This is a genomic window from Octadecabacter algicola, from assembly GCF_021532625.1.
Lineage (GTDB): Bacteria > Pseudomonadota > Alphaproteobacteria > Rhodobacterales > Rhodobacteraceae > Octadecabacter > Octadecabacter algicola.
In genome coordinates this window covers 453,095-466,606 of sequence record NZ_JAKGAR010000001.1, presented here as the reverse complement: position 1 = coordinate 466,606, position 13,512 = coordinate 453,095, and the positions used below count along the sequence as shown (strand labels likewise).

The following is a 13,512-nucleotide window of genomic DNA, read 5'->3' as shown; positions in this document are numbered from 1 at the left end:
GGTGATCGAATGGACCCATATCGTCGCGTTTAACCTTACGCTCGTGGCCTCGATGCTGGTTCCCGGTCCTGCACTGCTTTACGCGCTTCGCCAATCCATCGCAGGTGGGTTTTGGATGGGTGCGGCCACTGGCTTCGGGCTGGCGACCGTGGCCACCAGCTGGACCTTGGCAGCCCTGTTGGGTCTTGAGGCCCTGTTCGTTGCATTTCCTTATGCATTTGTGGCTCTGAAGGTGATCGGTGCGCTTTATCTGATGTGGATTGCATATGGCCTTTGGAAAAACGCCGATACACCTTTGATCCCGCAAACATCCCGACACCGCCGCGCGTTTGTAGGTGGAATGCTGATCAATCTGGCGAACCCGAAGTCGGTTCTGTTTTCTGCATCTGTTGTTGTGGTGATCTTTCCGGCAGGGCTGACGGCCAGCGATATCGCGGTGATCCTTGCCAATAACTTCGCGATCGAGGCAGGCGGCTATCTGTGTTTTGCAGCCCTCCTCGCCACACCACCCGCACGATCGGGTTATCTAAAGCTTAAGCCCGTGTTTGAACGTGTCGCCGCTACGGTGCTGGGCCTTCTCGGGTTGCGGCTGTTGCTCAGCCGCTAAATACAAAGGACTCTATCATGACTGACCGCCTGCCCCACGAAAAAGGATTCCACATCTCTTGGGATCAAATCCACCGCGATAGCCGTGCACTGGCGTGGCGTTTGGACGGGAAAGGCCCTGACGATGGCGCTTGGAAGGCGATTGTTGCGGTGACCCGTGGTGGGATGGCACCGGCCATGATCATCGCGCGCGAACTCGACGTGCGCACGGTCGATACCATTTCTGTGGTGTCCTATCATTCCGGTGGCGGCAAAGCAGATCAACGGCGCGAGGCAAAGGTCCTCAAAGCGCCTGATGCTGACCTTATGGGCGACGGCGAAGGCATTCTAATCATTGATGATCTTGTTGACAGTGGCAAAACACTGGAACTGGTCCGCAAGCTTTATCCAAAGGCGCATTTGGCTACCGTTTATGCCAAGCCCGAAGGCGAACCAATGGTGGATACGTTCATCACTGGCGTCAGCCAAGATACTTGGATCTTCTTTCCTTGGGACATGGCATTGCAATACGTTGAACCTTATCGCGGAAAGGATTGATCATGACCCTACCCCGCACCGCCACGACTTTTGCCCCTCCCGTCATGGAAGCGCGTCGCTGGTTGGACGGGGTGGATTTCTCTGATCGCCCTTTGATCAACGTCAGCCAAGCCGCACCCGTTGATCCGCCTCCATTGGCAATGCGCCAAGCCATGGCCCAAATGATCGTAGAGATGGACGAAACCCATCTTTACGGCCCCGTCTTGGGTCTGCCTGACCTTCGGGCCGAGGTCGCCGCGCAATGGTCGACAGCTTATAGCGGTAAGATCAGCCCTCAGAACGTCGCGATCACATCAGGATGCAACCAAGCCTTTACAGCAGCGATTTCAACCCTTTGCGCTGAGGGTGACGAGGTCATTCTTCCCGTACCCTATTATTTCAACCACCGTATGTGGCTGGATATGGCGGGCGTCAAAACGGTGCCATTGCAGGCCGAGAGCGGGCTGACACCAAGCGCAGAAGATGCCGCAGAGCTGATCACTAACAAAACACGCGCAATCGTTTTAGTGACACCAAACAATCCGGGCGGTGTTGAATACCCAGCCGATGTTGTTGCTGGCTTTGCCGCACTTGCGCAAGCCAGCGGAATTGCACTGATCATCGATGAGACCTACCGCGATTTCGATAGCCGTGAGGGTGCTCCCCACGATCTGTTTAAAGACCCTGCATGGCAAGACACCCTGATCCAGCTCTATTCCTTTTCCAAGGCCTACCGACTGACGGGCCATCGCGTTGGCGCTATGGTGGCATCGCCCGAACGGCTGGCCGAGGTCGAGAAATTCCTTGATACGGTAACGATCTGCCCAAACCAGTTGGGTCAACACGCCGCCCTTTGGGGCATGCGAAATCTAGGCGATTGGCTGGCGGGGGAACGCTTGGAAATCCTCGACCGCCGCGCCGCCATTGAAGAGCAATTCCCAAGGCTCGCCTCACTCGGTTGGGAACTGGAAGGCTGCGGAGCCTATTTTGCCTACATGAAACACCCGTTCGAGGTGCGCTCAGATGACTTGGCCAAGGATCTGGTCAAACAGGCAGGTGTTTTGACACTGCCCGGTACGATGTTCATGCCCGATGGCTCCGGCCAACAGCACCTTCGGGTTGCCTTTGCCAACGTAGACCGCGCTGGAATCACGGCATTGTTTGATCGACTGGTCGACTATCAGCCCTAAGTCCGCTTGCACGTGGCTCATGGCCCGCTTATTCAGTTGCAAACCACTATAACGACCGCAACACGAAGGCGCGCGAACCATGGCCAAAGGCTCAACCAAAAACTTCTTTGTCTGGATCATTCTAGGCCTTCTGTTCGTCGGCCTGATGGGGTTCGGCGCCAGTGGATTAAGCGGCAATATCAGCTCGATCGGATCTGTCGGGGAAAAATCCCTGCCGGTTCAGACATATTTCAATGAATTGCAGACGCAGATCGCCATCCGCAGTTCCCAGATTGGTCGCCAGATGTCCTTCCCTGAGGCGGAGGCCGAAGGTCTTCCGATCCGTGCATTGCAATCTGCCGTCGCTGAGCGCAGCTTGGATAACGAAGCCGCTGTTTTGGGCCTTTCTGTCGGCGACGACACGATCAGCGGACAAGTCTTGGGCAACCCCTCGTTTCGAGGCGGTGACGGGACATTCGATCAGGCCCAATACCGTGAGGCGCTGGCGCGATCTGGCCTAAGTGTTCGCGAGTACGAGACAACCCTGCGCGAAGGTGCTGCGCGTGCCTTACTGCAAGGTGCTGTCTACACTGGCATGCCGGACCCTGAAACGTTTGGCGAAGCAGTGGCAGCATTCACCCGCGAAGGGCGCACATTCACTTGGGCACATATCACTGAGGCAAACGTCGAAGTCGCCTTGGGCCAACCATCCGACGCAGATTTGCAAGCCTACTATGATGCTAACCCTGCATCCTTCACCACTCCGGAGGTTCGCATGGTTCGTTATGTCTGGCTGACACCTGCGATGATCCAAGATGATGTTCCAGTAGACGAAACCGAACTGCGTGCGGAATATGATGCCCGTATCGATGAATTCGTCGTCCCTGAACGCCGCTTGATTGAACGCTTGGTGTTTGGTGACGAAGCCGAAGCACAAGCCGCACTTGATGCGATTGCAGCGGACGAGACATCTTTCCCAGAGTTGGTTGCAGACCGTGGCCTGACTTTGGATGATGTGGATGCTGGCGATGTGAGCCTTGCTGAAATGAGCGGTGATGCTGGTCAGGCAATTTTCGCATCCGAAACAGGCGAAGTGACTGGCCCGTTTCTGACCGATCTTGGCCCTGCCTTGTTCCGTATGAACGCCGTATTGTCCGCACGTGAGACCACCTTCGAAGAAGCCCTGCCGATCCTGCGCGAAGACGAAGCAGCAGCCCGCGCAGGTCGTATCATCGAAGACCAGATCGACCCTATCATTAACCTTCTGGCGGGTGGTGCGCGTCTCGAAGACGTCGCCGAACAGACAGACATGGAACTGGGCGAGATCGAGTGGAGCGAAGATAACAGCGAAGGCATCGCGGCCTATGCGTCCTTCCGTGAATTGGCTGCCGCGCAAGACGTTGGCGACTATGCAGAGCTCACAGACCTTGATGATGGTGGCTTGTTCGCCATTGAGGTCACCGAAATCCGCGCCCCTGCCCTGATCCCCCTGGAAGACGCGCGTGTTGATGCCGCCGCAGGTTGGGCCATTCAAGCGACGGCCGACGCTGTTTTGGCTGACGCCGAGGCGATCGCCGAAGAGTTGCGCACGACCGTTCAGGACTTTGGAGCGTTTGATCTTGAAGCCGTACAAGAAAATGCCATGACACGTCGTGGTTTCATCAATGGTGCGCCTACGTCATTCCTAACCGAAGTTTTCGAAATGGAGATCGGTGAAATACGCGTAATCGCAAACGGCGAAGATGCGATTATCGTGCGCTTGGATGATGTGTCTGGTGCAGACCCGAGCGACGAAGCCTATGTTGCTGAAGTTGCCGCGGTCGCCGAATCCGCTGGCGAAGGTATCGCTCAGGACGTTTATGAACTGTACGGGCGTGCGATCCAGATGCAGACCGACGTTCAAATCAACGATGCTGCGGTGAACGCCGTGCATGCGAACTTCCGCTAGGCTGAGGACTGACATGACCCCGGATTTTGACAGCTTTAGCGCAGGGTATGACGCGGGCGAAAACCAGATCGTTTACACACGTCTGACTGCGGATTTGGACACGCCAGTGTCCTTGATGTTGAAACTCACGGGTGCAGGCGAACACGCGTTCTTACTGGAATCCGTGACAGGTGGCGAAGTCCGCGGTCGGTATTCGATTGTGGGTATGAAGCCCGATCTCATCTGGGATTGCCGCGGCACACAAAGCCGCATCAACCGCACGGCGCGGTTTGACGATGCCGCGTTTGAGGACCAGTCAGGTGATCCATTGGCAAACTTGCGCAGCCTGATTGCCGAAAGCCGCATTGATCTTCCCACCGACTTGCCCGCGGCGTCTGCGGGGCTATTCGGCTACTTGGGCTATGACATGATCCGGCTTGTCGAACATCTGCCTGATGTGAACCCTGATCCGCTCGGCCTGCCCGATGCGGTAATGCTGCGCCCCTCAGTTGTTGCAGTGCTGGACGGTGTTAAGGGCGAAGTGATCCTTGTGGCACCCGCCTATGCGACCTCGGGGTTGAGCGCCAAGGCGGCTTACGCACAAGCGGCGGAACGGGTTATGGACGCGCAGCGCAGTCTTGAAATGCCAGTACCGATGGCCGAACGCACTCTGGGTGCGGCTGACACACCTCCTGCTCCTGTCTCAAACTTCACCAAGTCCGGCTACATGGAAGCCGTTGAAAAGGCGAAAGACTACATTCGCGCGGGCGATATTTTCCAATGTGTACCAAGCCAACGTTGGACCCAGACGTTTAGCGAACCACCCTTTGCGTTGTATCGCTCTTTGCGGCGCACCAATCCTTCGCCGTTTATGTTTTATTTTAATTACGGTGAGTATCAGGTCATTGGCGCGAGCCCCGAAATTCTGGTGCGGGTCTTTGGCAAAGAAGTCACGATCCGCCCAATTGCAGGCACACGGCCCCGCGGTGAAACGCCTGAGATCGACAATGCAAACGAAGCGGATTTGATGGCTGACCAGAAAGAGCTGGCTGAACATCTGATGTTGCTCGACCTTGGGCGCAATGATGCAGGTAAGGTCAGCAAGATCGGCACTGTGCGCCCAACAGAACAGTTTATCGTCGAACGCTACAGCCATGTGATGCACATCGTGTCAAACGTGGTCGGTGAGTTGGCCGAAGACCAAGACGCCCTGTCTGCGTTCTTTGCGGGCATGCCTGCCGGCACCGTATCAGGTGCACCTAAGGTTCGCGCGATGGAAATCATCGACGAGTTGGAACCCGAAAAACGTGGCGTTTACGGCGGTGGCTGCGGCTATTTCAGCGCTAATGGTGACATGGATATGTGTATCGCCTTGCGGACAGCGGTTCTAAAGGGCGACCAGCTTTATATTCAGGCAGGTGGCGGTGTTGTCTATGACAGCGACCCAGAAGCCGAGTACATGGAGACCGTCCACAAATCGAACGCGATCCGGCGCGCAGCAGCAGATGCTGCGATGTTCCGTTCCGGTAATTCCTAAAAACACGGCATCCTTTGGCCAGATAAAGGCCAAAGGACAGGGCGGCTTGGTTTAGCTCGCTCCGACGAAGTCGTCGTCGAATTCCGAGGCCGGAGAGCTCGCGGTGCCTTGAGTATCAAGCACACCAACACCGACGCCGAAGTCAGCACCTTCGCCCCTTAGGCCAAAGCCCATGTCGACGCCGAAATAGGTATCATCGCCAAGGTAAGCGGCCCCGACTGTCGGGCGAACGCGTTTGGATTGAAACATGTAATCAACCCCAACGCTGGCTACGAAGCTGTCTTCTTCATCATCCGAAAAGGCACGCAAACCGACTCCGGTTTCCATGTCGCCGCCTCCAAATGCCACGCTGAAACCGAACCCAATAGCAGGATCAGCCAGTGCAGGAAGTGTGGACGTTGCCGCAATTGCAGTCGCAAGAAAAAATGTTTTGGTCATAATATGCTCCTTTTTAAAGGTGAACGAGCTTTGCTTGCTCACTCATAATATATAGCCAAAAGCGGTAATTTTCTAGTGATCGCGCCAACAGGTCGCAGCCGACAGCCTTCAGAAATCGACGCTAGGCTTGCAGTAAGAACGCGTGGTTCCCAAAGATTTCGCTTGTAACCCAGTGCCGCACGATGAAGTTTTTGTTGTTCAGCCGTATCGGTGCGGTCCCGTCATCATTGACGGAAGTCACTCCAAGATAGCTGAACAGCGCGAACTGGATTGCATCAGCGGTCAGTCGTTCATCTAGGGAAAACGTCAAAGCAAATTCGAAGTCATATTCCGTGTCACAGTTTACATGAATGGAATTGGTAACGTCCGATGGGCTTGCGTTCGGCCCATACCCTCCGCCCAACGAGAATGCGGTAACGCCCGGTTCCATATCGTCGCATCCTTGGAACCCATATGCCTCTGCAGCCCAAATGATCTTATCCAGATCAGGGCAAGCCGAGGTAGCGATTTCACTAAAGGTCACGATGAGCTTTTGCAGTTTGGATCCAGGACCTGTCAGTTCAGACAGGTTCTCATCCGTCAACGGGTCGAGAAGGCTCCGGTTACGGCTGGCGGTCAATGCGATGCCTTTGGTGCCGTCCGTAAATTCAAAAAGTGCTGGGCCAACGGAATAGTTAATTCCTGTTTCCCCGACAGCTTTTGACGTCCAAAAACGGGACTGAACGAGAGCCCAGCTTACATCTTCAGGCGCAAATGCGAGGAACGCGCGCGTCTCCTCCGTCGTCTCAACAAGGTTTGGCTGGTCGTTCACAAACGAAAGCAATTCAGCGCGGGTATCGGGCGTATCTGGAAGCACCAAAGCGCCATCGGACAGTCCTCCGCCATTCAAATGCAAAAATGAGAACCCGTAAGGCGTTCCAGCACGTTGGTACAAATGGCGCGAATTAGGCCGGCCATCCTCGTCGATGCTTTGTCTCTCTGCAGCCTTAACGAACCCAAGCGCAACAAGACGTTCAGGGAAACTGTTCGGATATATAATGTCCGACAGGTAGCAGTCTCGAAAAACATCTAAGGCTTCTGATGTCGACATAGGCTGGCTTACTCAGCGATCAGGACAGTGCTTAATGGAACGACAGCGACTTGATCGTCACTGTTCGCCGTGCCCCAAAGGATCAACGCCGAGATCGTGTCTGGGCGCACACGGCCCACAAGCACAACGCCGCTTTCTTGACGGGCGCGGAAGGCCGCTTGATCCACAAAACGACGAATAACACGGGCGTCCTGCCCTTCCACGTCAAGGTCACGATAGATTTCAGCAGAGGGCACACCAGCCGCATCCGCAGCTCGGCCCGCCATGTTGAGGCCTTGGCTAACAGTTACAAAGCCGCGCCCTTGCGCTGCAAGAATACCCATAGCCTGTTCGGTCACGTCGCGGTCAGATTGCAAACCACCGTTTCCAACGTCAACGACAGCAATGGATTCAGGCACCGTGCTAAAGACGCTTTGGAAGGTCACTTCGACATCTGTTGGCACCGCGCCTTCAGGCAGTTGGGCAAGAACCGCAATCTCAAACCCATTGTTACGGTAGGTCTCCATCAACTCGGCCGCATTTTCCTTTGCAGGATCAATGGCGATTGTGACTGGAAATGTCAGACCGGAAAGCGCTGCCGCAGCAGCAGACATGCTGCCATCGTCGATTAAAACGATCGACATCAGCGGCTTGTCCCCGACATCCGCCGTGGAGGCCGCGAAATCAACAAGCGCATTTCCGCTTGAGGCTTGTGTTTCGGGAGCGACTTCGGCCGCAAACACTTCGCTGGCTGGGCGTATAATTGTGACACCGGTATCGCGATCCGCAAGTAAACTGTTCTCTCCGCCCTGAAGCTGAAAGCGTGGCGTCGCGGGTACTACGGTGTCTTGAGCCTCTGCCTCAGGTGACAACGAGGCAACGGTTTCATCTTCGACGGTCTGATCCGTTGCTGCTTCATCAGTCGTCACTGTCGGTTCGTCAGTTTCTGTTGCGGCAACGACCTCCGCCTCAGGTTCACTGACGACGGAAGCCGCGTCATCCCCGGGGGCCAAAGCGCTAAGATCTACGACGAAAGTTTCTTCTTCGGCTTCTTCAGCTTGGGCTGTTTCTTCCGCCTCGGTTTCAGGTTCTGTCGCAATCTCCGGTTCGGCCACTAAGACAGGCTGCGCTGGCGTCGTTGATACGGTCAAATCAGCCTCTGGCGTCGGAGTTTGTGGTGCCATGGCTTGTGGGTTGGGCAAAACAGGTTCTAAAGGATCAACCGCAAAACTTGTTTCTTCGCTGGTGTTTGGGGCCTCTAGAGAGCCCTCAATGGTCCCCACTTCTGGTTCATCCAGTGGATCGGTGTCCGCACGTGGTGCTACTGCTTCTGGGGTGCTGGCTTCTGGTGCTGTGGGTTCGCTTGGCGCGGCTTCCGCATCGGGCAATTCGGGCGCTTGGGGTTCTTCAATGGTGACACTGCCGACAGGAGACGATGGCCCATCAGACACCACAGGAGCCTCTGGCGAAGTCTCAGTGCTTGGCTCAACGGCCTCAACCTCTGGTGCCTGCACCAAAGGGGCTTCAGGTGGCGACGTTCCGGCTGGTTGTTCTGACACTACTGACGCCGTACCAAGCCCCACGACAGAGACCAGTCCGCCCGTCAATAAACCGCCAATCATTCCACGCATTCTGCTGCTGCCTTCTTTTGTGATCGCCTGACCCCCAAAGTTTCGGGGGCTGTTCCTGCCAAACCGGCCTTGACGCACCACGCCGTGCGGCCCATGTATGGCGGCACTATATAAGCGTCGTCCACATGGGCGATAGCCTAAAATTAACCCATCCGTAAGGCGGCAATTCCATGCTACTTTTGATCGATAACTACGATAGCTTCACCTACAATCTGGTGCATTATTTCGGCGAACTCGGCGCAGATGTCGTTGTGAAACGCAATGACGCCATTGATGTGCAAGAAGCCATGGGTATGGGCGCGGCTGGTATCGTTCTGTCACCTGGTCCTTGCGACCCGGCACAAGCGGGCATTTGTCTGGCCCTCACGAAGGCAGCCGCGGAAACCAAGACCCCCTTGATGGGTGTTTGTCTTGGGCATCAGACCATCGGCGAAGCATTCGGCGGCAAGGTCATCCGTTGCCACGAAATCGTACATGGCAAGATGGGCACCATGCATCACACGGGCAAAAGCCTGTTCAAAGGACTGCCATCCCCGTTCGAAGCGACGCGCTATCACTCGCTTACGGTTGAGCGCGAGTCCCTGCCCGATTGTCTGGAAATCACGGCCGAGCTAGAAGACGGCACCATCATGGGATTGCAACATCGCGAGCTGCCGATCCATGGCGTTCAATTCCATCCCGAAAGCATCAAGTCCGAACATGGCCACGCGATGCTAAAGAATTTTCTAGATATTATGCCCGCAGCACAAAAGGTTCCCGCATGAGCGATATGATGAAACCCTTGATCAATGCCGCCTCCGAAGGTCCGCTTTCCGCTGAACAAGCTCAAGAAGCATTCAACGCCCTATTCGAAGGCAATGCAACGAATGCGCAGATCGGCGGGCTTTTGATGGCGATGCGCACGCGCGGCGAATCCGTTACGGAATATGCTGCTGCTGCCAAAGCTATGCGGGACCGCTGTGTACCGGTAAATGCGCCAGTGGGTGCGATGGATATAGTCGGTACAGGTGGTGACGGCAAAGGCACACTCAACATTTCCACCGCGACGGCATTTGTTGTGGCGGGCGCTGGCGTTCCTGTCGCCAAACATGGCAACCGCAACCTAAGCTCACTGTCAGGGGCAGCGGATGCGTTGGGACAGATGGGTGTTGATGTGATGGTCGGTGCTGATGTGGTCGAACGCTGCATCACAGAGGCGGGTATCGGGTTCATGATGGCCCCGATGCACCATCCGGCGATCAAACATGTGATGCCAACACGACAAGAGCTGGGGTGTAAGACCATCTTCAACATCCTTGGCCCGTTGACCAACCCTGCGGGCGTCAAACGTCAATTGACGGGTGCATTTTCGGCGGAACTGATTTTCCCAATGGCCGAAACCCTTAACAGCCTCGGCACCGAAGCCGCGTGGCTTGTCCACGGGTCTGACGGCACCGATGAAATCACAATTTGCGGGCCGACAGCCGTTGCGGCCCTCTCCCACGGGATGATCACAGCACGCGAAGTCCACCCAGAAGACGCCGGCCTGCCCGTTCATCCCTTCGAAGCTATTCTAGGCGGAACCCCCGCGGACAACGCCAAAGCGTTCCGCGCCCTACTCGACGGCCAAGACAGCGCTTATCGTGATGCTGTGCTTCTAAACGCATCGGCCGCTCTACTGGTGGGCGGAAAGGTCGAAAGCCTTAAATCCGGTGTCGAGTTGGCCCGTGAAAGCATCGACAGCGGGGCCGCAAGGAACAGCGTCGAAACGCTAGCCAAGATTACTCAAGAGGCAAAGGCAGGCTCCTAGGCTATGGCAGACTGGACCCCACGCCCCAAATTTACACGGCGGTTTTGGGTGGGCTGCGCTATGATGCTATTCTCATTTAGTGTCTTGGTTGCAGCTCTCATAGGTTTTACCCGCTCGGATGCTATGACGAACGAAACACCTTGGGGCCAGATCCTGTTTGCAATCGTGTTCTGTTTTATTGGCTTGCGACTTGCCCTAAGCGGCGGAAACTACGAAGCGCTTAAGGCCCGTTTTTCCTGAACCGCCCCCTCCTCCAAGCTCAAACCCTTGCTTGAAATTTAGCGCGTGCGCTGATTGCACCTGCCCCCGTGCGGCGTTACCAATGCCCCATGGATATTCTAGACAAAATCAAAGCCTACAAGCTTGAGCACATCGAAGCCTGCAAAAAAGAACGCACCATGTCCGACATGGTCGCCGCTGCAAAACAGGCATCCCCGACACGTGGATTTGCGGACCGTTTGGTCGAGGCGAGCCGCGAAGGCTACGGGCTGATCGCTGAAATCAAGAAAGCTAGCCCCTCCAAGGGTTTGATCCGAGAGGATTTCAATCCACCAGAGCTTGCGCAGGCCTATGCAACAGGCGGTGCGACATGCCTCAGCGTTTTGACGGATGGACCATCGTTTCAAGGCGCGGACGAGTATTTGGTCGCCGCGCGTGATGCATGTGACCTTCCGGCGTTGCGCAAAGACTTCATGTATGACCCCTACCAAGTCGCCGAAGCCCGCGCGCTTGGTGCGGATGCCATTCTAATCATCCTCGCTTCCGTTGAAGACGGCCAAGCCGCCGAACTGGAAGCCGCTGCCTTTGAATGGGGGATGGATGTTCTGCTCGAGGTCCACAACGCCGAAGAACTGGAACGCGCCAGCCTTTTGAAATCACCACTGATGGGAATCAACAACCGCAATCTCAAGACGTTCGAGACGACGTTGGACACCACCCGCACACTATCACGCATGGTTCCGCCAGATCGCTTGATCGTGTGCGAAAGCGGGCTGAATTCCTCCGATGACCTCGCCGACATGGCACGTTACGGCGCGCGCACCTTCTTGATCGGCGAAAGCCTGATGCGGCAGGACGACGTTGCGGCTGCAACGCGAACCTTGCTGGCCAATCCGGCCACAATGGGCGGGATTTAAGCGCAATGGCCGACGACAAGCTCAGCCATTTCGACGCGCAGGGCCAAGCGCATATGGTCGACGTGTCGGCCAAGGACGTGACGGACCGGATTGCCACCGCGACCGCGTGGGTGAAAATGTCGGATGACACATTGGCCCACGTCACGGCCGGCACTGCAAAGAAAGGCGACGTACTGGGCATTGCGCGCATCGCTGGCATTCAGGCGGCCAAAAAAACCAGCGATTTGATCCCGCTGTGCCATCCCTTGCCCATCACCAAAGTTGCCTTGGACCTTGAAGCAGACACAGCCCTGCCCGGCGTTCGGATCACCGCCACCGTCAAAACCACAGGCCAAACAGGTGTCGAAATGGAAGCCCTTACCGCAGCATCCGTTGCTGGGCTGACGATCTATGACATGCTCAAGGCCGTTCAAAAAGACATGGAACTCGGCGGCGTCCGCGTCACCTTGAAAGACGGCGGTAAGTCAGGGCGATTTGAAGGATGATCCCCGTTGAGGACGCCCAAGCGATGTGTCTGGAGTTGGTCCGGACGGGGCTTTCTGAAACAGTTCCGCTTGCGGATGCGCTGGGTCGCACTTTGGCCGCACCTGTTCAGGCAAAGCGCGATCAGCCACCGTTTTCCGCCTCGGCAATGGATGGTTATGCAGTGGGCGACGTCGCGCAGGGTGACGTTCTAGATGTCGTTGGAGAGTCTGCAGCAGGTCATGGATGGGACGGCATCGTCGGATCAGGCCAAGCGGTGCGGATTTTCACTGGCGCCCCTGTGCCGACGGGCGCTACCCGCGTTGTCATTCAAGAGAACGTCAGCCTTGAGGCTGATCGGGTCACACTGGTTGAACCGATAAATACTGGCACAAACATACGCCCACTAGGCGCTGATTTTTCGTCCGATTTCACGCTAGGTGCTCCTCGCGTGCTGTCCTCCGCTGACCTCGCGCTTATTGCGGCCATGAACCATCCCGAGTTTACCGTCACGCGCCGACCCAAGGTCGCACTTATCTCAACGGGGGATGAATTACTGATGCCGGGCGGCGACCCAGCGCCAGATCAGATCATTGCGTCGAATGTCTTTGCCCTACAAGCGATGTTGCACGAAACAGGCGCAGAGCCGTTTGTATTGCCCATTGCCCGTGACACGCCAGACGCGCTTGATGACGTCTTGCAGCAAGCAAACGAATGGGGCGCGGATATTGTTGTGACGATTGGCGGGGCCTCTGTTGGGGATCATGACCTAGTCGCCCCGGCGCTTGATCGCTTCGGCGTCGCCCGCAGTTTTCATAAAATCGCCATGCGTCCAGGAAAGCCGTTGATGGCTGGCTCAAAAGACACTGTCGCGTTTTTGGGATTACCAGGAAATCCAGTGTCCGCCGTTGTTTGCGGCCACTTGTTTCTGTTGCCGATGGTGCGACGTGCCTTGGGACAGGTTGACGTCCTGCCGCGCATCCTCACCGCCAAACTTGATGCGCCCCTGCCGAAAGGCGGGCCACGCGCCCACTATATGCGCGCGCGCTTTCACGAAGGGCCGGACGCTCGCCACGTCATCGGTTTTGATAAACAAGACAGCTCAATGTTGACTGTTCTGGCGGACGCCAATTGCCTTTTGTTGTCGCCAATCGGAAGCGCGGCAAAGGAAACAGGCGATAGTGTAACGATCCTGCCGATCTAGCGTGACCACCCTTCGTGAGAACATATTG

The 13,512-nt window shown here is 56.2% G+C and carries 13 protein-coding genes; 10 read left to right on the top strand and 3 right to left on the bottom strand.

All coding sequences use genetic code 11. From position 1 onward, the window contains the following. Position 1: 1 nt before the first annotated feature. The 5 genes from L0666_RS02270 (at position 2) to trpE (ending at position 5,755) form a co-directional block, all read left to right on the top strand. On the top strand, positions 2–607 hold the full coding sequence (locus L0666_RS02270; protein ID WP_336246262.1) for a LysE family translocator: 606 nt from the start codon (positions 2–4) through the stop codon (positions 605–607). Positions 608–624: 17 nt separating this feature from the next. Further along, entirely contained in the window at positions 625–1,143 is a 519-nt protein-coding gene (gpt, locus tag L0666_RS02265; RefSeq protein WP_235257863.1) for a xanthine phosphoribosyltransferase, read from the top strand. Positions 1,144–1,145: 2 nt separating this feature from the next. Further along, on the top strand, positions 1,146–2,312 hold the full coding sequence (locus tag L0666_RS02260; RefSeq protein ID WP_235257854.1) for an aminotransferase: 1,167 nt from the start codon (positions 1,146–1,148) through the stop codon (positions 2,310–2,312). Positions 2,313–2,391: 79 nt separating this feature from the next. Beyond that, positions 2,392–4,239 carry a peptidylprolyl isomerase gene (locus tag L0666_RS02255; protein ID WP_235257852.1) on the top strand — a complete coding sequence of 616 codons (1,848 nt, stop codon included), beginning with the start codon at positions 2,392–2,394 and terminating at the stop codon, positions 4,237–4,239. Positions 4,240–4,252: 13 nt separating this feature from the next. After that, complete coding sequence (trpE, locus tag L0666_RS02250) at positions 4,253–5,755, top strand: anthranilate synthase component I (protein WP_235257850.1); 1,503 nt, start codon at positions 4,253–4,255, stop codon at positions 5,753–5,755. A 51-nt stretch (positions 5,756–5,806) separates the two neighbouring features. Here the strand turns inward: trpE and L0666_RS02245 are convergent, their stop codons facing one another. The 3 genes from L0666_RS02245 to L0666_RS02235 all read right to left on the bottom strand — a co-directional run bounded on the left by L0666_RS02245 (position 5,807) and on the right by L0666_RS02235 (position 8,893). Next, complete coding sequence (locus tag L0666_RS02245; protein ID WP_235257848.1) at positions 5,807–6,193, bottom strand: hypothetical protein; 387 nt, start codon at positions 6,191–6,193, stop codon at positions 5,807–5,809. A gap of 121 nt (positions 6,194–6,314) precedes the next feature. Further along, entirely contained in the window at positions 6,315–7,283 is a 969-nt protein-coding gene (locus L0666_RS02240; RefSeq protein WP_235257846.1) for a hypothetical protein, read from the bottom strand. 8 nt (positions 7,284–7,291) lie between these two features. Then, positions 7,292–8,893, bottom strand: a complete 1,602-nt coding sequence (locus L0666_RS02235) for a divergent polysaccharide deacetylase family protein (RefSeq protein ID WP_235257844.1) — start codon at positions 8,891–8,893, stop codon at positions 7,292–7,294. A gap of 170 nt (positions 8,894–9,063) precedes the next feature. On the opposite strand from L0666_RS02235, the gene L0666_RS02230 reads away from it, so the two are divergent. The 5 genes from L0666_RS02230 (at position 9,064) to L0666_RS02210 (ending at position 13,484) form a co-directional block, all read left to right on the top strand. Beyond that, positions 9,064–9,657: an anthranilate synthase component II gene (locus L0666_RS02230; protein ID WP_216036983.1), complete on the top strand. Its 594-nt coding sequence runs from the start codon at positions 9,064–9,066 to the stop codon at positions 9,655–9,657. Further along, positions 9,654–10,682 carry an anthranilate phosphoribosyltransferase gene (gene trpD / locus L0666_RS02225; RefSeq protein ID WP_235257842.1) on the top strand — a complete coding sequence of 343 codons (1,029 nt, stop codon included), beginning with the start codon at positions 9,654–9,656 and terminating at the stop codon, positions 10,680–10,682. Before L0666_RS02230 ends, trpD begins: the two co-directional genes overlap by 4 nt. Positions 10,683–11,011: 329 nt before the next feature. After that, positions 11,012–11,818: an indole-3-glycerol phosphate synthase TrpC gene (gene trpC / locus L0666_RS02220; protein ID WP_235257840.1), complete on the top strand. Its 807-nt coding sequence runs from the start codon at positions 11,012–11,014 to the stop codon at positions 11,816–11,818. A gap of 5 nt (positions 11,819–11,823) precedes the next feature. Beyond that, positions 11,824–12,303, top strand: coding sequence for a cyclic pyranopterin monophosphate synthase MoaC (moaC, locus tag L0666_RS02215; RefSeq protein WP_235257838.1), 480 nt, complete (start codon positions 11,824–11,826; stop codon positions 12,301–12,303). Further along, positions 12,300–13,484 carry a molybdopterin molybdotransferase MoeA gene (locus L0666_RS02210; protein ID WP_235257828.1) on the top strand — a complete coding sequence of 395 codons (1,185 nt, stop codon included), beginning with the start codon at positions 12,300–12,302 and terminating at the stop codon, positions 13,482–13,484. Before moaC ends, L0666_RS02210 begins: the two co-directional genes overlap by 4 nt. Positions 13,485–13,512 lie beyond the last annotated feature (28 nt).